This window comes from Duganella sp. GW822-FHT06D06 (assembly GCF_058799615.1).
Map to the genome: position 1 here is coordinate 348,166 of NZ_JBXALQ010000004.1, position 17,656 is coordinate 365,821.

At 59.7% G+C, this 17,656-nt stretch carries 12 protein-coding genes and 2 tRNA genes; 12 read left to right on the plus strand and 2 right to left on the minus strand.

Annotated features, from left to right (window positions below):
- The first annotated feature begins 41 nt into the window (after positions 1 to 41).
- The 8 genes from AC1RMD_RS10135 to AC1RMD_RS10170 all read left to right on the plus strand — a co-directional run bounded on the left by AC1RMD_RS10135 (position 42) and on the right by AC1RMD_RS10170 (position 12,532).
- Positions 42 to 1,142, plus strand: coding sequence for a glycosyltransferase family 8 protein (locus AC1RMD_RS10135; RefSeq protein WP_492926197.1), 1,101 nt, complete (start codon positions 42 to 44; stop codon positions 1,140 to 1,142).
- A 19-nt stretch (positions 1,143 to 1,161) separates the two neighbouring features.
- The gene (locus AC1RMD_RS10140) at positions 1,162 to 2,328 is read left to right on the plus strand and encodes a serine hydrolase domain-containing protein (protein WP_492926199.1); all 1,167 of its coding nucleotides are present in this window, start codon (positions 1,162 to 1,164) and stop codon (positions 2,326 to 2,328) included.
- A 53-nt stretch (positions 2,329 to 2,381) separates the two neighbouring features.
- Positions 2,382 to 4,250: an asparagine synthase (glutamine-hydrolyzing) gene (gene asnB, locus AC1RMD_RS10145; protein WP_492926201.1), complete on the plus strand. Its 1,869-nt coding sequence runs from the start codon at positions 2,382 to 2,384 to the stop codon at positions 4,248 to 4,250.
- A gap of 20 nt (positions 4,251 to 4,270) precedes the next feature.
- A complete protein-coding gene (locus AC1RMD_RS10150) occupies positions 4,271 to 5,944 on the plus strand; it encodes a cyclic peptide export ABC transporter (protein WP_492926203.1) in 1,674 nt (557 codons plus the stop codon).
- Positions 5,937 to 6,746, plus strand: coding sequence for a 4'-phosphopantetheinyl transferase family protein (locus tag AC1RMD_RS10155; protein ID WP_492926205.1), 810 nt, complete (start codon positions 5,937 to 5,939; stop codon positions 6,744 to 6,746). The genes AC1RMD_RS10150 and AC1RMD_RS10155 overlap by 8 nt, the downstream gene beginning before the upstream one ends.
- 163 nt (positions 6,747 to 6,909) lie before the next feature.
- A complete protein-coding gene (locus AC1RMD_RS10160; protein WP_492926207.1) occupies positions 6,910 to 7,260 on the plus strand; it encodes a hypothetical protein in 351 nt (116 codons plus the stop codon).
- Between the two features lie 156 nt (positions 7,261 to 7,416).
- Positions 7,417 to 9,954, plus strand: coding sequence for an EAL domain-containing protein (locus AC1RMD_RS10165; RefSeq protein WP_492926209.1), 2,538 nt, complete (start codon positions 7,417 to 7,419; stop codon positions 9,952 to 9,954).
- A gap of 25 nt (positions 9,955 to 9,979) precedes the next feature.
- Entirely contained in the window at positions 9,980 to 12,532 is a 2,553-nt protein-coding gene (locus AC1RMD_RS10170; protein ID WP_492926211.1) for a transporter substrate-binding domain-containing protein, read from the plus strand.
- An 86-nt stretch (positions 12,533 to 12,618) separates the two neighbouring features.
- Here the strand turns inward: AC1RMD_RS10170 and AC1RMD_RS10175 are convergent.
- Positions 12,619 to 12,694 (minus strand) — tRNA-Gly (locus AC1RMD_RS10175).
- Between the two features lie 17 nt (positions 12,695 to 12,711).
- Positions 12,712 to 12,810: transfer RNA gene (locus tag AC1RMD_RS10180), tRNA-OTHER, on the minus strand.
- A gap of 191 nt (positions 12,811 to 13,001) precedes the next feature.
- Here AC1RMD_RS10180 and AC1RMD_RS10185 point away from each other — a divergent pair.
- The 4 genes from AC1RMD_RS10185 (at position 13,002) to tnpB (ending at position 17,617) form a co-directional block, all read left to right on the plus strand.
- A complete protein-coding gene (locus AC1RMD_RS10185; RefSeq protein WP_492926213.1) occupies positions 13,002 to 15,563 on the plus strand; it encodes a hypothetical protein in 2,562 nt (853 codons plus the stop codon).
- Entirely contained in the window at positions 15,560 to 16,591 is a 1,032-nt protein-coding gene (locus AC1RMD_RS10190; RefSeq protein ID WP_492926215.1) for a ComEC/Rec2 family competence protein, read from the plus strand. The genes AC1RMD_RS10185 and AC1RMD_RS10190 overlap by 4 nt, the downstream gene beginning before the upstream one ends.
- A 262-nt stretch (positions 16,592 to 16,853) precedes the next feature.
- Entirely contained in the window at positions 16,854 to 17,276 is a 423-nt protein-coding gene (gene tnpA / locus AC1RMD_RS10195; protein ID WP_492926217.1) for an IS66 family insertion sequence element accessory protein TnpA, read from the plus strand.
- Positions 17,270 to 17,617, plus strand: a complete 348-nt coding sequence (tnpB, locus tag AC1RMD_RS10200; RefSeq protein WP_492926219.1) for an IS66 family insertion sequence element accessory protein TnpB — start codon at positions 17,270 to 17,272, stop codon at positions 17,615 to 17,617. The genes tnpA and tnpB overlap by 7 nt, the downstream gene beginning before the upstream one ends.
- The last annotated feature ends 39 nt before the right edge of the window (positions 17,618 to 17,656 follow it).

Here is a 17,656-nt window from a genome sequence, read left to right on the forward strand (position 1 = left end):
GCCCCCCTTTCCATCCCCGTCACGTCAAGGAGATAGCTCCCATGTCATCCAAACCTTCCATCGATATCGCTTTTCAAACCGACGACGGCCACGCGTGGATGACCGGCGTGGCCCTGCGTTCGCTGATCACCGCCTTTTCGCACTCGCTCAACAGCAAGGTGTATCGGCTGCGGATTTTTTTCATCTCGCACGGCCTCGACGCCCGCAACCGCGAGCTGCTCGCGCGTGCCAGCGTCTCGGACACGGTGGAGGTCGAGACCGAGATCGTCGACTGCCCGCTGAGCGCCACCGACCCGGACCAGCGGCGCATCGAACTGTTCACGCTGCGGCTGCGCTTCGCGCAGCTGCTGCCGCAGCTCGACCGCGTCCTGTTCCTGGACTCCGACATCCTGGTGGTCGACGACATCGCCAAGCTGTGGCAGACCGACCTGCGCGGCCATTGGCTGGGCGCGGCGGCCTGCCTGGTCACCACCGACGAGGCCTGCCTGCGCAACTACAACAACGAATTCGTGATGCAATTCAAGCAGGCCCAGGATCCCATCAACGGCGGCGTGATGCTGCTCGATCTGCAAAGGATGCGCGAGCTCGATGTCTCGGCCACCATGCTGGCCTGGCTGGAGGCGCATCGCGCCACCATCTACAACCCGGACCAGGAAGCGATCTCGATGGAGTGCGCGGGTCGCTTCACGGTGCTGCCGCCGGAGTGGAACTTCCGGCTGTTCGCCGAGCCGTACTGGACCTCGTCCTGGCGCGGGTTTCGCGAGTACCTCAAGCTCAAGCCGTCGATCGTGCATTTTCAAAACCCGCTGCGCCCGCATCTGATCAAGGGCAACCTTCCCTACTTCGCCGAATGGGTCGCCTGTCACGACGAGGTCGTCGGGCGCAAGCTGAGCGGCGCCAAGCGGATCGATTACTTCATGTTCGTGTACTTCGAACTGTATTTCGTCATGACCGTGATGGCGGGCACGATCGCCTCGTACCGCTGGCGGGCGTTCCTGGCCGGGGTCTTGCTGAGCCCTTATGCGCTGTTGAAGTACGCGCAGTACCTGCTGGCGCCGGAACGCTACCGTTTCGGGATTTGCAACGCGCTGGCGCAGGCCACGCCGCCCGCAGCGGCAACGCGCACGCCCCTTGCGCAATAAGCAGAAAGTGACCGACAACATGTCTCAAGCAACCTCCCCCATTTCGCGCTGGCTGCCCTTGGCCGCCAAGACCGGCCTGTGGCTGAGCATTGCCGTGCTCGGCGCGGGCCACGCTGCGGCGCAGGAGCGCGCCGCGCCCGCCGCCGCGTCTGCGGCCGAGCGCCAGGCCAGCCTGGAGCATCTCGCCGACCGCTATGGCATCTGCACCGTCGCCCTGGCCGTGGTGCGCAATCGCGAGCTGCAGTCCGTCCAGACCGCCCATGGCTGCGACGCGAACTCCGCCTTGGCACAGGGCAGCGTGTTCGAAGCGGCATCGCTGGGCAAGCCCTTGTTCGCCTATGCCGTGCTAAAACTGGTTCAACAAGGAAAAATGGACCTCGATGCGCCCGTGCTGAAGTACCTGCCGCATGGCTACACGCACCGCCACCAGGCCTACCTGGCCGATTCGCCGGTCGACCAGGTGGCCGATCCAAGACTGGCTGCGGTGACGGTGCGCATGGCGCTCAATCATACGTCCGGCCTGCCCAACTGGTCGGGCGGCCCCTTGACCTTCGACATCGCGCCCGCGACCCGCTGGCAGTATTCCGGCGAAGGCTATGTGCTGCTGCAACGGGCGGTCGAAGCCGTCACGGGCGAGGGGCTCGATCAGTTCATGCGGCGCCAGCTGTTCGTCCCGCTGGGCATGACCCAAAGCGCCTACACCCGGCAAGCCGGCATCGAGCGGCAAATCACCCCTGGCTCGACCAACGATGGCGTGCTGCTGCCGTCCTTTCCTTTTCGCGAGCCGGTGGCCGCGTTCACGCTCTACACCAGCGCCGGCGACTATGGGCGCTTCCTGGCCGCGCTGCTGAAGGACGAAGCCAGCCTGCGCCAGATCGTCGCCTCGCCGGTCGCCGTCAGCGCCAAGCTGGACCTGGCCTGGGGACTGGGCTGGGGACTGGAACAGCACGGCGGCGACAATTTTATCTGGCACTGGGGTAACAACTCCGGCTATCGGGCCTTTGTGATGGCCTCGCCGCGCAGCGGCGACGGTTTCGTGATGTTCACCAACAGCGAGCGCGGCATGGCGCTCGCCGAGCCGATCGGCCAGCAGGTCCTGCCCGGCCCGCACCCGGTGTTCCGCTTCCACCTGTTGCGCGACGGCCTGGCCAATTTGCTGTGCGAGATGGTCGACATCTGCCCTTGAGTTGCATGGGCAGCGCCGGCACCTGAGTTTTGATCAACCAACCAATACATCCTATGTGCGGAATCGCCGGTACCTTTAACTTAAGCAATCAACAGAGCGCGTCGATGGACGTGCTGGTCCGCATGGCCGACCAGTTGATCCATCGCGGGCCCGACGACGCCGGCTACTTCATCCAGAACGAAGCGGGCCTGGCATTCAGGCGCCTGTCCATCATCGATCTGCAACATGGAAACCAGCCCTTCTTCAGCGAGAACCGGGCCATCGTCGCCATCTGCAACGGCGAAATCTACAACTACAAGGAATTGCGCAGCGATCTGCAGCGCAAGGGCTACCGCTTCAACACCGAGTGCGATGTCGAGGTACTGATTCCGCTGTACCAGGAATACGGCGTCGAGTTCGTCAACAAGCTCAATGGCCAGTTCGCCATCGCGCTGTTCGACGACGACCAGAAGCGCCTGTTCCTGGCGCGCGACCATGTGGGCATCTGCCCCCTGTTCTACACCATCGCCGACCACACCTTGATCTTCGGCTCCGAGATCAAGGCCATACTGGCCCATCCGCTGGTCAAGAAGGAAGTCGACCTGCGCGGCCTGGACCAGCTGCTCAGCTTTCCCGGCGTGGTCAGCCCGGTCACCATGTTCAAAAACATCCACTCCATACGGCCGGGGCACTATCTGCTGGCCCGTCCCGACGGCTCCCTGAAGGAGCATGAATACTGGGATCTCGACTATCCGAACGCGCCCATCGAGCAGCGCAGCGACGAGGAGTACCTGGCGGAGTTCGACCAGATCCTGCGCCGCGCCGTGACCGACCGCCTCAACGCCGACGTGCCGGTCGGCTTCTATCTGAGCGGCGGACTGGACTCGTCGCTGATCGGCGCCATCGCCCACAGCGCCGCGCCGGACAGCGCGCGGCATTCGTTCTCGGTGGTCTTCTCCGACCAGGAAATGGACGAGCGCCAGTTCCAACACGCGTTCAATCAAAAAATCGACACCCAGCACCATGAAATTCCTTTCGACTGGATGCAAGTCGCCGAGCGCCTGAAAAAAGCGGTCTATCATGCCGAAACACCGCTCAAGGAATCGTACAACACGTGCTCGCTGGCGCTGTCGGAACGGGTGCGCGAGAGCGGCGTGAAAGTGGTCCTGACCGGCGAGGGCTCGGATGAACTGTTCGCCGGCTACGTCGGCTACCGCTTCGACGTCATGCGCGCCGAGCGGGCCGATGCGGAAGACTACGCCGCGATGATGGAAGACGAGGAGCGCCAGACCTTGTGGGGCAACCGGGACTTCTTTTACGAAACCGACTACTTCGCCCTCCGGGACGCCAAGCTGGGACTGTACAGCGACGCCGTGGCCGAGCGCTTCCCGGAATTTAACGCCGTGCACGGCAATGTCGTCAACAAGACCCGGCTGGCCGGCCGCCATCCCATCCACCAGCGCTCCTACATCGATTTCAAGCTGCGCCTGTCGGACCATCTGGTGGCCGATCATGGCGACCGCGTGTCCTATGCCAACTCGATCGAGGCGCGCTACCCCTTCCTGGATATCCGCGTCATCGAATTCGCCAAGCGCCTGCCGCCACGGCTCAAGCTCAATGGGCTGATAGAAAAATACATCGTCAAGGAGGCCGCCAGGCGCTATCTGCCGGCGTCGATTTGCGACCGCGAAAAGTTTGCCTTCGTCGCGCCGGGCAGCCCGTCGCTGCTGGCGCAGAATATCGGATGGGTCAACGACCTGCTCTCGCCGGAAACGATACGGCGCCAGGGTTATTTCAATCCGGCGACCATCGAGAAACTGAAAAAAATCTACTCCCGTCCCAACTTCAAGCTCAACCTGCCTTTCGACAGCGATTTGCTGATGATCGTCCTGACCTTCGGCATTTTTCTTGAAGTGTTCGAGATGCCCAATTACACGGACTGAGCGCAACACGGAACCACACTATGAACCTGATCAAGTTTCTATACCGCCAGTCCAAAACCTCGCTGCTGTTCTCCACCATCGCCAGCCTGGTTTCCGGCATCAGCGGCGCCGCGCTGGTGGCCGTCATCGGCCGGGCGGTGAGCAACGCGGGCGTCGAAACACGGCTGGCGCTGATGTTCTTCGGCGCCTGCCTGCTGCACATGGCGGCCAAGGCCTGCTCGGAGATCGCGCTGCTGCGTCTAACCCAGCAAGCCATTTTTGAATTGCGCACCTCGCTGTGCCGCAAATTGCTGGCGACGCCGCTCAAGCAACTGCAGTCGCTCGGCAAGGACGGCCTGCACGTGATCCTCACGCGCGATGTCGACACCTTCATGAGCGCGTTCCAGCTGATGCCGCTCGCTTTCGGCAATGTGGTCATCATCCTGGTGTGCATGGGCTATATGGCCTGGCTGTCGTGGCAGCTGTTCATCATGTTTACGCTGTGCCTGGTCGTTTCCATCGTCGGCTACGGTCTCGCCGAGCGGCGCCCCTTGATCCAGCTGCGCAAAATCCGCGAACAGATGGAAGTCTTGTATGAGCATTTCCGCAGCCTGATCGACGGTAGCAAGGAATTGCAGCTCAATGCGGCGCGCGGCGCCATGTTCATCGACGAAGTGATTACGCCCGGCGCGCGCAACTTCCAGCAGCTGGTGGTCACGTCGCTGTCGACCTACACCTGGGTGCAGAACGTGGGCACCGGCATTTTTTACCTGGTGGTCGGGGCCTTGCTGTTCCTGGTGCCGATGGCACTGCCGCAAGCTCCCGCCGTGCTCATCACCTTCACCTTGATCTTGCTGTACCTGATACGGCCCATCATCGAATTGATGAGTATCTTGCCGATGCTGCGCCAGGCCACCATCGCGCTGAACAAGATCGAGCAGTTGAAAGACCGTCTGATGCCGGCCGCGGCGCGCCTGCCGGGACACGATGCATTTGCCAGCAAGGCGGCGCTGCGCCTGGAGCTGCGCGGCGCCTGCCATCATTACGCGTCGGCCAGCGAGGATAGCCAATTCATGATCGGCCCGCTCGACCTGACCATCGACGAAGGCGAAATCGTGTTCATCGTGGGCGGCAACGGCTCGGGAAAAACCACGCTGGCCATGCTGGTGCTGGGCCTGTACGAGGCCGAGCGGGGCGAACTGCGATTGAACGGCGTCAGCGTCACCGACGCCAATCGCGACGAATACCGGCAGTATTTTTCGGCCGTGTTTGCCGATTTCCACCTGTTCGAACAATTGCTCACCAGCGAGCAAGGCGAGCTGAGCGCGCGCGCCAACGCCTACCTCGACCTGCTCCAGATGTCGCACAAGGTCAAGCTCGTCGATGGCAAGTTTTCGACCACCGATTTGTCGACCGGCCAGCGCAAGCGCCTCGCGCTGGTCTCGTCCTACATCGAGGATCGCCCGCTCTACCTGTTCGACGAATGGGCGGCCGACCAGGACCCGGTGTTCAAGCGCGTGTTTTACACGGAACTGCTACCGGACCTGAAGGCGCGCGGCAAGACGGTGATCGTGATCACCCATGACGATTCCTACTTCGGCTGCGCCGACCGCATCATTACACTCGAGGACGGTCAACTGAAGCACGTGACGGCGCAAGGCGCCGAGCCCGCCGCCGCGCGCCAGCAAACGGCATGCGAGTCCATCGATGGCTGATGCGCCGGCCCCATATGGCATGCAGCCGCAGCGGGCCGACCCGCACTTCATCAGCGGCAAGTTCGTGCAACTGCCGCAGGAAGATGGCAATCTGAGCTATTTTCTGGCCCGCTATGACATCGCCCGCTACCACCGGGATTTGTTCGGCGCCTACGGGATCGATCTGCCCGCCTCCATCCGCACCAGCGTGCCCAAGCGCCAGACCGAGTTTCTCGCGGGGCGCCTGTGTGCCCGCTCGATCCTGAGCCTGCATGGACATCCGGGGCACACGGTGGGCACAGGCATGCACAGGGAGCCGCTATGGCCTGACGGTGTAGTCGGCAGCATCAGCCATGCCGGCCACTACGCCGCGGCGCTGGCCTGTGCCGGTCGCGGCATGCTCGGTGTCGGCATCGATATCGAAGCGATCATCGGTCAGGATCAGTTCAATGAGATACGCGCGCTGGTCGTTTCCTCAAGCGAAATGGCCTGCCTGCAAGCGAGCGGCCTCGGCACCGACACCGCGCGCTTGCTCACGCTGGCCTTTTCAGCCAAGGAAAGCTTCTTCAAAGCCGCATTCGCGACGGTAAAGGAATACTTCGGCTTCGAGGCCGTCGAGATCGTCGAGATCGACCTGAAGCGGCGCAGGCTACGCATGCGCTGCACGCGCAACCTGGGGCCGGGATTGGCGCAAGGCGGCATGCATGAAGCGCATTTCGAAGCACTGGACGACGCCACCCTGTTCACCGCGGTCGTGCTGACCGCCGAACCGACGCCGCTGCAGGGTCCGTCCCGCGTTTTCATAGCCGGGTCGAATTCCTGATCGCAAAGTTCGCCTTGACAGGATAGTCAGCTTAGCCTAAATTGGCAATGCACGATTGCCGCACGGAAACATAAGTTGATCATATAACACCCTCTGGAAGTCCTGGCTGCGGCGGCGCCTGAGTGCGTATGAATTCAATCGAATCTAATTCGGGAGACTTGCGATGAGCGTGTCAGTCGAACCAGCGCTGCCCACGATGGACGAGAGTCTGTTTTGCCGTCTGCTAGAGGGGCCTGGCAGGGTAAGGGTGGAAATCGTCACGCTTGCGCAGTATTTTTTGCCTTTCGTCAGTTTCGTTGCAGACAACGACACGCCGCCCGTACAGTACGGCGCGATCGTTCGAGCCAGAAGCGACTTGCTTGCGGCCGAAACGGTGGCTGACCTCGTGTCGCTCCTGCGCAACATCGCCGGCGAATCAACCCGCCTTGAAATCTTTCCCCCGGCGTGTCCGCACGATGGCGCCGGCAGTTTCCCCCATCTGCCCCTCCGGACGCCAACTCATTGGTTCCGATGATGGCGTTTGGGGCGCAAGTCCGTTCGTGACAATGCATGTGTTTTCGTTTATGGTGCATTGGTCGACTCGATCAATTACATAGCGACAGGCCTTCAGGCCGGGATACTCTCTGCGCACCACCCTGAGGGGCCGGGTCTCAACCGGAGTCAGAGTTAGATGATGGAAGAACGCTTAGCGCGGGCGGCAATTGCTCTGGTCATCGACGATGATCCTTTTATCCGGCTCCTCGCGCGCGACAGCATGGAAAGAATCGGCCTGCAAGTGTTTGAGGCAGCTGACGCCACTTCCGGACTGGCCGCGATTGGCGCACACGCCCCCGACATTATCTTGCTCGACGTCGTGATGCCGGGAACGGACGGTTTCGAACTCTGTCGCCAGGTGCGCCAACTTCCCAGCATGGAATTCTGCCCCATCGTCATGCTGACCTCGCTTGAAGATACGGACTCGGTCACGCGGGCGTACGAGGCCGGCGCCACCGACTTCGTCGGCAAGCCCATTAATTGGCAACTATTGCAACATCGGATAGGGTTCATCCTCAAGGCGGCCGCGTCGTTTCGTTCCGTGCTGAAGAGCGATCAGCAGATGGCGAACGCACAACGCATTTCGTCGGTCGGAAGTTGGGAATGGAACGTGGGGCCCGACATCATGTTCTGGTCGAATGAAATGTATCGTATTTGCGGGGTGGCTCCCGAGACATTCGGCAGGACACGCCGGGACTTTCTCGCGCTGGTGCACCCGGCGGACCGGCCACAGGTCGAGACCGCGCTACATGCCGCGCTCGACCATGGGGCGAACTTTGACATCGAACATCGCCTGCTGCTGCCCGACGGCACCACGCGTAGCGTACACGGCAAGGCCGATGTGCTATTCGGCATCGATGGCAACGCCCTGTCGATGAGCGGCACGCTCCAGGACATCACCCAGCGCAAGCTGGACGAGCGGCGCATGCACTATCTCGCGAACTACGACGGACTGACGGATCTACCTAACCGCAATCTGCTGAAGGACCGCCTGAGCCTGGCGATCACGCAGGCAAGACGCAACGGCCAGCGCATCGCCATGCTGTGCCTCAATTTGGATGGATTCAAGCTCGTCAATGACAGCTGCGGCCATGTGGTTGGCAATAGCTTGCTCATCGCTGTCGCGGCGCGCATCAAGGACGCGGTCCGCGAGTCCGATACGGTTGCCCGTTTCGGCGGAGATGAATTTGTGTTGATCTTTCCCGGATTGATCGACAACCACGACGTGAATTGCTCGGTGCAAAGGGCCTTGGATCTGTTCGCCCAACCGTTCAGCGTGGACGCCCGCGAATTTCACGTCACGGCAAGCATCGGAGTCTGCCTCTATCCCGACGACGGCGAAACCGTCGATGCGCTGTTCAAGAATGTTGACGTGGCCATGCACGAGGCGAAAGCCAGCGGGCGTCATTGCGTTCGCTACTACGCCCGGGAAATGGGATGCCGCATCGAGCAATACGTCGAGATGGAGACGGCGCTACGGGCGGCGCTCGATGCGCGTCAATTCGAGGTCTACTATCAGCCCAAGGTCAATCTTTACAGTGGAAAGTGTAGCGGCGTGGAAGCGCTGATCCGCTGGAACCATCCTCGGAATGGGATGATGCAGCCCGGTGTCTTCATTCCCCTGGCCGAGAAGACGGGCTTGATTGGCCCGATTGGTGAATGGGTGTTGCGCACGGCATGCGCGCAAACCAGGCAGTGGCATGACATGGGGTTTGACGATCTGTCGGTCGCGGTCAACCTCTCGTCCTTGCAATTCAGTCAGCAAAACGTCGCCAGCCTCGTGATGCGCGTGCTCGCCGAGACCGGATTGGCGGCCGGGCACCTCGAACTCGAACTGACCGAGAGTATGCTGATGAGCGACAGCGACAGCATGCTCGCGGCCCTGCGCGAGATCAAGGACCTCGGTGTCACGCTGGCCCTCGACGACTTCGGCACCGGCTATTCCAGCCTGGCCTACCTGAAGCGCTTTCCCATCGATGTCATCAAGATAGATCGCAGTTTTGTCCGCGACGTCACGACCAATCCCAACTGCGCGTCGCTGACCAAGACGATCGCGCTGATGGCCCGCTCCCTGAAGATGAAAACCGTGGCGGAGGGGGTGGAGACGGAGGGACAACTGGGCTTCCTCAGCGCGATCAGATGCGACGATGTGCAGGGGTATTACTTCAGCAAACCCGTGAACGCGGCGGCGCTTGAAGCCCTGCTGCGCCGGCACATAAGCCATCCGTTGCTGGTGCGCGCCGCCACGCCCGAACGAACCATCTTGCTGCTCGATGACGAACCCAATGTGCTCAGCGCGCTCAGACGTGTTTTCCGCAACGAAGATTACCAGATACTTCAGACGACATCGGCACTTGAAGCCTTTGAACTGCTGGCCACGCATCGCGTCCAAGTGATCATCAGCGATCAGCGCATGCCCATCATGTCCGGCACGACCTTTCTGTCCAAGGTTAAAGAACTGCATCCCGACACGATCCGCATTATTCTGTCCGGCTATACCGAACTGGAGTCGGTCATTGACGCCATCAACCGTGGCGCCGTGTACCGTTTCTTCACCAAGCCGTGGGACGATCAGGCGCTGCGCGATCAGATTCGGGAGGCGTTCGAATATCATTGCCTGCTTCATGGCAAGGCGGATCCGCAGGTGGCGTACGGCGCCGAACTGCCGGCCTAGCGCTTCAGTCAAACAGGAGACCTTCATGGCACTGCTGATGCGATCATGGATGATGGCGCTGCTGTTGACGGCGTCGGGCTTGGCGTTGGGCGCGGGGCAGGAGGGGCGACCGTTGGTGGTCGGTAGCGAGGCGGCATTCCCCCCCTTCTCTACCGGCACCACCGACGCCACCGCGGGCGGATTCACGGTGGAGTTGTGGAAGGCGGTGGCCAGGGAGCAGGGGCTCGCCTACACCCTGCGGGTTGGACCGTTCAGTCAGATATTGCAGGAATTCAAGGACGGGAAAATCGATGTGCTGATCAATCTGGCGCAATCCGAGCCGCGGCGCCAATTTGCCGATTTCACGATACCGCACGTGACAGTCAACGGTGCGATATTTGTCCGGAAGGGCGAGTCCGGCATCCATGTCGAATCAGACCTGGCGGGCAAGTCGATCATCGTGCTGCAGGCCGATTTGGCGCATGACTACGCAACGGCCCGAGGTTGGCAAAAGCACCTCGTGGTTGAACCGACCGCAGCGGACTGCTTCAAATTGCTGGCCTCGGGCAAACATGATGCGGTGCTGATCAGCAAGCTGGTCGGGTTGCAGACTCTGCGTGCTTTCGATATCGGTAATATCGAGCCGCTCGATATCAAGGCGGGGTTTGCGCAGAAGTTTTCATTCGCCGTACAAAAAGGTAACGCCGATCTGCTCGCCAACATCAACGAAGGCATGTCCATCGTCAAGTTGGGCGGCACCTATGACCAGATCCACGACAAGTGGTTCGGCATCTACGCCGAGCACCAGGTATCGTTGCGCGATATGCTGCCGTATTTGATTCCGGGCTTGATTGTAGTGTTGCTACTTGTGGGCTACCTCGCGCACCGACGCCGGATTGAAAACATGCTGCGTCACGCGAATGAAACGCTGGAAGCGCGCGTTGCGCTGCGCACGCGTGAGCTTGAGGCGGCAAAAGACCTGGCGGAATCATCGAGTCGCGCCAAGGGCATTTTCCTGGCCAACATGAGCCATGAAATCCGCACGCCGATGAATGCGATCATCGGCATGCTGTACCTGACGCTGAAGACCGACCTGCAGGCGAAACAGCGCAACTACCTGGAAAAGATCGACCTGGCCAGCAAGCATTTGCTCGGCATCATCAATGACATCCTCGATTTTTCAAAGATCGACGCCGGCAAGCTGGATATCGAGGTCGTCGATTTCGACCTGAAGGGCGTGCTTCAAAGCGTGCACGATCAGGTATTGTTCCGGGCGCTTGAAAAGAGCTTGCGGGTGCGCCTGGAAATCGATCCGAATTTGCCGCGCTACCTGCGCGGCGATCCGCTTCGCCTGACCCAGGTGCTGCTCAACTTCGCCAACAATGCGGTGAAATTCTCCTCCACCGGCGAGATCGCCATCATGGCCTCCGAGGCTGACGCCGGCGACAATGACAGTCTGGTCCGTTTGGAGGTGCAAGACAACGGTTCCGGCATCAGCAGCACCGAGCAAGAAAAATTGTTCCAGCCGTTCCAGCAGGCCGACGCAACAACCACACGTCGTTATGGCGGCACCGGGCTCGGGCTCGTCATCAGCAAGCAATTGGTGACGATGATGGGCGGCGCCGTCGGGATGCGCAGCCAGCCTGGCCAAGGCAGCACCTTTTGGTGCGAGATACGCTTTGCCTTCGGCCGCGCACCGCTCGGCAACGACGAACCGCATGCGCGATCGAACACGGCCAGTCTGGATGGCATGCGCATCTTGCTGACGGAAGACAATTTGCTGAACCAGCAAGTGGCGTGCGACATGCTGGAAGACGCGGGAGCGCAGGTCACCGTCGCCAGTCATGGCGTCGAGGCACTTGAGCTGCTGCATCAGCAGAATTTCGACTGCGTTTTGATGGACATTCAGATGCCGGAAATGGATGGCCTGGAGGCGCTCAAGCACATCCGGGCAGATCCCGCCCTTTGCGCCATCCCTGTTATCGCTGTCACCGCCAATGCACGCGGCGAGGAACGCGAGGTCTATCTTGCGGCGGGCATGACTGATGTCATGAGCAAGCCGATAGACCCCGCGCTACTATTTGCGATGCTCAAGAAGTGGGTAAGCTTGCCGGATGCAGGTGCGCAACTGCCGGCAGCGCCGCTGGCCGGACCTGGGCACCGGCCCGAGCCCACCGCCAATGCCGCGCCGGCGTCCGGGCCGACGGATTTCGACCGGTCGGTACTGGCCAGGCTCTGCGTCGACAATCCGGAGCGTCTGGAACGCTATGTTGACGTATTTATTGCATCGCTGCAGCAGGCCGTGACCGAGATCGACGGCGCTTTGGCGCAGGAGGATTTGGTTGCGATCGGTACGTTGGGGCATCGCATCAAGTCGACCGCCAGCTCGGCCGGTGCGACCGGATTGGCCGACGTCGGACGCATGCTCGAGGCAACAAGCACGGACGGCAACCTGGAGCTGGCGCGCGAGCTCATCGCCCGCCTTCCCGACTACGTCGAGGCCATCATGACACTGACCGACGCTCATCGAACCACAGGAAACGGCGCGCGATTGAAACCGGTCGCGCTCGCATCCGGCACCGATTCCAATCCGAATTGACCGCGACGGTCGGCGCCGCCAGGCGCACGCCAACTAGCTTCTCGCAACGAAAAAAGGGCAGCCATAGCGGCTGCCCTTCTACATACTGGAGCGGGAGAAGAGTCTCGAACTCTCGACCTCAACCTTGGCAAGGTTGCGCTCTACCAACTGAGCTACTCCCGCTTGGAGTTCAAATTGTCTGGAGGCGAGGATCGGAGTCGAACCGACCTAGACGGCTTTGCAGGCCGTTCAGAGCCATTATAAATCAATGACTTAGACGGTAAACCACGCTTAACGCCACGCTTTCGTAAATTCTCTTTCGATGTCAAACGTCGACGGCTGGAACAGCGCACCGCTCCCGCGCGGAAGCCGGCCTTCCGGCACTTCCATCGCGGCTATTCCGAACCATTATCAGAAAAGTATATATTTCCACTGGTAAATTTTTGTTTCAGTGCTAAGATGGCAACTACGATTAGCAATTGGACTGTAAATGGGCAACAACGACATCGATTGGTTGGGCGAGCACGCCGCGCTCGGGCCGATGGTCCGGGCAGGGCTTGGGATTCTCTTAGCGCAGGAAAATTGGACTTGGTGGCATCATCCCAGCGCAGCGTCCATGATTATGCTGAATGCGGTTGCAACGTCGGGCGTCGCCGAGTGGGGCGGTGATCCAGCGGTACTCGATGCGTCACAGTGGCTTGACCTCAATATCGCGCTGGAGGTGGCCAATGCGTTTAAGACGGTAATCGCGCGTCGCGGGGGCGACCTCCGCATCAAGATATTACGCAACGTCTACACTTGGGACGCCGCGCTATCCATGCATGAAATTGGAGACGACTTGGGCCGCGCGTTCGCCCGTGAGCGCATCTTTAACGACTGGCCGGTCGATCGCCGTTCTCGTCGCCCGGCTGCCTCCACAAAGCAGGGTGTATGCGTTACCTCGTCAGTTGACCTGGCTGCAACGACAGGCTCACTGATCAAGTCGCTCCCGACTGCACACTGGAGTGTATCGACCCAACCGGCGACTATTGCCGTGGCCACCCTCGCCGATTTCCTTCAGCAACCGTTTTCAAGCGAACTGCTGATCATTGTGGATCAATCCCGTGCGGCGGTGAAACCTCATATTGATATGATACGCGATGCTACCGGGGCGCAATGTGCCATTTTCCTACCTTCGGACCAGCTCAACATCGACCGCTGGCTTGAAACATTCGGGGCAGGGATCGCGGCGCAGTTACCGATTGATCAAGCACTGGCCGAGGCAAACAAGCAGGTAGCGCAACATGGCGTCTTCCTCGCTTCTACCCAAATCTTTATGGTTCAGTCCAATCGCACCTTCTTTCCGCGCACGACGCGAACGTCGGGGCGTGAGGAACGGCGGGATGGTCCATCCCTCGTCAACTCAGCCAAAATTACGAAGCAAGCAAGGCCCCGCTCTCAACGACTACCGAATCTGGAAATCGAAGGGGTAAGGATGGAATCGCCACCGCCTTCCGTTCGCGTGATTGACGCGCAGGTCACGCATAATGGACTACCTGTTAAAACGTTTCCTCCGGTTGGCGCGGTCGATATCTATATCAGCATCCAACCCGTCTCACCATTGAAGCTTGCCACTCCAGCCTTTCCCGAACAGAACTTGGACTGGACCAAAGATCAAAAAGTGCTGCAAGTACATCTGCTTGAAATTGGTGCTGAACCAATGTCCGCGCCCATACTCCTGCCACGGTCGGGCGCATCGACGCCTGCGGTTTTTCGTTACACGGTACCGCCTAATCGTTTGATCGATTTATCCTTCGTGATCAGCGAGCGCACATGTGTTCTGCAAACGGCCAGGATGCGCGGCCGCGCTGGCGCCGCGATCGAGTTCCTCGTCGAAGCATTAAATTCTTCAGTTGAGCACAGCAAGACCGAATTTGATGTCGCACTGGTGATGCAAGATGGAAGGGGCGGCGAGCCTAGCGCAACCATCCTTACCAGCGAAGGCATATATCTGACCGATTGGGAATACCAAGATATGTTGAAGGCCCGAGAGGATTTGCTGACACAGCTGGCGACATGCCTTGAACCGGAAGCTCCGTTCAATTCGTCACTATTCAATCTGGCAAATTCCGGTAAAGTCATGTTGGATGCCTTGAAGAACTTCGCTCCCGACTGGCCGACAACCATGAACCGGGTGCAGCTGACCACCCCAGCCAATGACCATTTCCCTGTCGAGTACCTGTACGACGGCGAACTACCCAATAACGAGGATGCAGGTTTATGCACAGATCGTGCGGGCTGCCTTACGTCCGGGATGGCCGTGCCTAATTGCGAGATCAGGGCTGGGCGCCAACAACTCTGTCCGATGGGTTTCGCGGGCATCACCGCAGTGATCGAACGCCGCACCTGGGACCGCACTATGGACAAAAAACTCTGGTTAAAACAGGCGACCGATCTGGCCGGACGCAATCGAATTTCCGATCTGCGACGCGCACTGTTTGCAGCTTCAGACCGGGCAGACGAGTTCCAAGACGATGAGGTTCCCTCGACTTTTCCCGTTACCCGTAACGTGGATGTGGCAGCGTTGATTAAGGGATGGCGCCGCCACAGCTGGGATGAATGGACCCATAGTATTGCTGCATTAAATCCCAAGTTACTGGTCTTGGTGCCGCACATTGAAAATAAACATTTATATATTAGCGACAATAAGAAACTCGCGCTGGGGTCCCTGGGGCGTCTGCATGTCGGCAACTCCGGGCCAGTTGTCGTTGTGATTGGTTGCAATTCCGCCATTGGGCCCAGCGCCAGTACCAGTTTGCCAGCCATATTATTGCGCGGAGGGGCTAAAGTTGTGATTGGCGCCCTCACCTGCGTCCTCGGGCGGTTCGCTAATACCGCAGCTGCCGATCTGACCACAAAGCTGATTACGGCCTCAAGCAGCAGCGTTCCAGTCACCATCGGCGAACTGATTACCCATATGCGCCGCGAATTTCTGGCGAAAGACAATGCGTTGGGGATGGTACTGGTTGCTTTCGGCGACGCCGACGTCTATTTGGGAGAACCATCAGCATGAAGGGGTATTTCGATATCAAGCTGATCCAGGCCGAACACGGTGATGCGATCCTGGTGAGCTACGGACAAGATCCCGTTCGACATCTGCTCATTGATGGAGGTCCCGCCTCGTCACTCACGAACCTGACGGAGGTCCTTGCCGCAGCGCGCACCAATGGCATCTTGACGCTTGAAGCGATTGTGGTCACCCATTATGACTTCGACCACATAGGCGGCATTATCGCGCTGCTAGAGCAAGTCCCGGAATGGCTGATCATCAACGACATCTGGTTCAACGGTAATAAACACCTTGTACCGCAAGACATGCTCGGACCACAGCACAGTGACACCCTCGCTCGCCTAATAGTGAAACGCCAGTTTCCATGGAATAAGAAATTTAACGGAAAAGCCGTTTGCGCACCTTGCGCGCACAGTATCGAGTTGGAGGGTGGCGTCGCAATCGAAATTTTATCGCCGACACGAAGGGAGTTGACCGCATTGGCTAAACAGGGCGGCGTAGGTCTATTCAACAATGAGAAAGCAACGCCAGGTGATCGGTTGGGACGACATGACAGCTGGCCACCGACCTCACATGCCAGTCTGATCGCTAAAAGAACGTCTGTGGACCAATCCGCCTCAAATGCCAGCAGTATAGCTCTCTTGTTGAGCTACGGAGAAAAGCGAATCCTGCTATCCGGCGATGCTCATGCCGATGTGATCTGCAATACACTAACGCACTCTTGGCCTGGTCGCAAGCTGACAATCGACTTATTGAAGGTGTCTCACCATGGTAGTCAAGGCAACACATCTACGGGCCTCCTGAGCAGGATACAGTGCAAGCGATTTGCCTTCAGTACAAACGGGAAAATCCATTTTCACCCCGATCAGATTGCAATCGCGCGCGTAATCGCGTCCACCTATAATCCCGAGCTCATTTTTAACTATGCCAACCCGTGGACCAACAAATGGCGGAATCGCCCCGCGTTATGGCCCATTTACTCAACCACTTACCCGAGCAATGAAGGACCTTATGTACGCGTGGCCGTCTAAGCAAAAATCCAAGGCCAAATACTGACGTTCGCTGTTTTGCCACAGTCAGTCTTCTTCGTTGATAACAGCATGCACAATGGGGCTAGCGGAGGGCCAATTGTAGATCTCAACGGAAACGTGATAGGGATAAGTACAAAACGCGCTGTAGTATCAGCTTCACAATCAGACGCTCCCAATGTAAGTGTCAGCGAATCCCCGCCTATGCATGTCCTGCCTGATCTGCGAATGTACGTCACATCGATGACAACGCAGGGAGCAGGCTATGAGAAAGCAGTTAGTTCAACACGGCGCTGTGCGCTACTACCGGCACGGCGACGAGTTCTGGCTTGATTTGATCACACGGTGGAAAGCATCAGGCATCGGCGTGCGCAAATTTTGCGAACAGAATGGCGTGGCGACCAGCACGTTTCACAAGCGGCGCGCGGACCTGGCCAAGTGCGAGGTGACCGTGCCGACAGCGGCGAGCGTGATGACACCAGATGCTTGCTTCATTCCGGTGCTGCCAGATTCAATGATGGAGTGCGCCGCACCGGTCGCGCCCCCGGTCGTTGCGGCGCCAAGCAAATCAGCGGCGCGCGATAGCGTCGTCATCAGCAGTGGCGGGATGCGCATCGAACTGACCGGCGCCCATGCCGACCGTGTCGTGCGACAGTTGCTGGGTCGCCTTGGCGGCTTCTCATGCTGATCGCAGGTTCCTGCCGCGCCTACGTATGCCGCGACCTGGTCGATATGCGCAACGGCGTCGATGGCTTGTCCTACCTGGTCGAACCGCTGCTGGCACAACACCCGATGTCCGGCCACCTGTTTGCCTTCGTCGGGCGCGACCGGCGCAAGGTCAAGATCCTGTACTGGGACCGCACAGGCTTCGCGCTGTGGTACAAGCGGCTCGAGCGCGGCCGCTTCCCGGCTCCGGAGTCGCTGACCCAGCGCGGCCTGTCGGTCGCCGAGCTGCACGCCTGGCTCGAAGGTATCGACATTCCGCCGTTGCAGCCACATCCGCCCGTCACGGCACAGCGCGTCGCGTGATGCTGCGATAAATATTTTCCATGCGCTGTAAACGCGCCG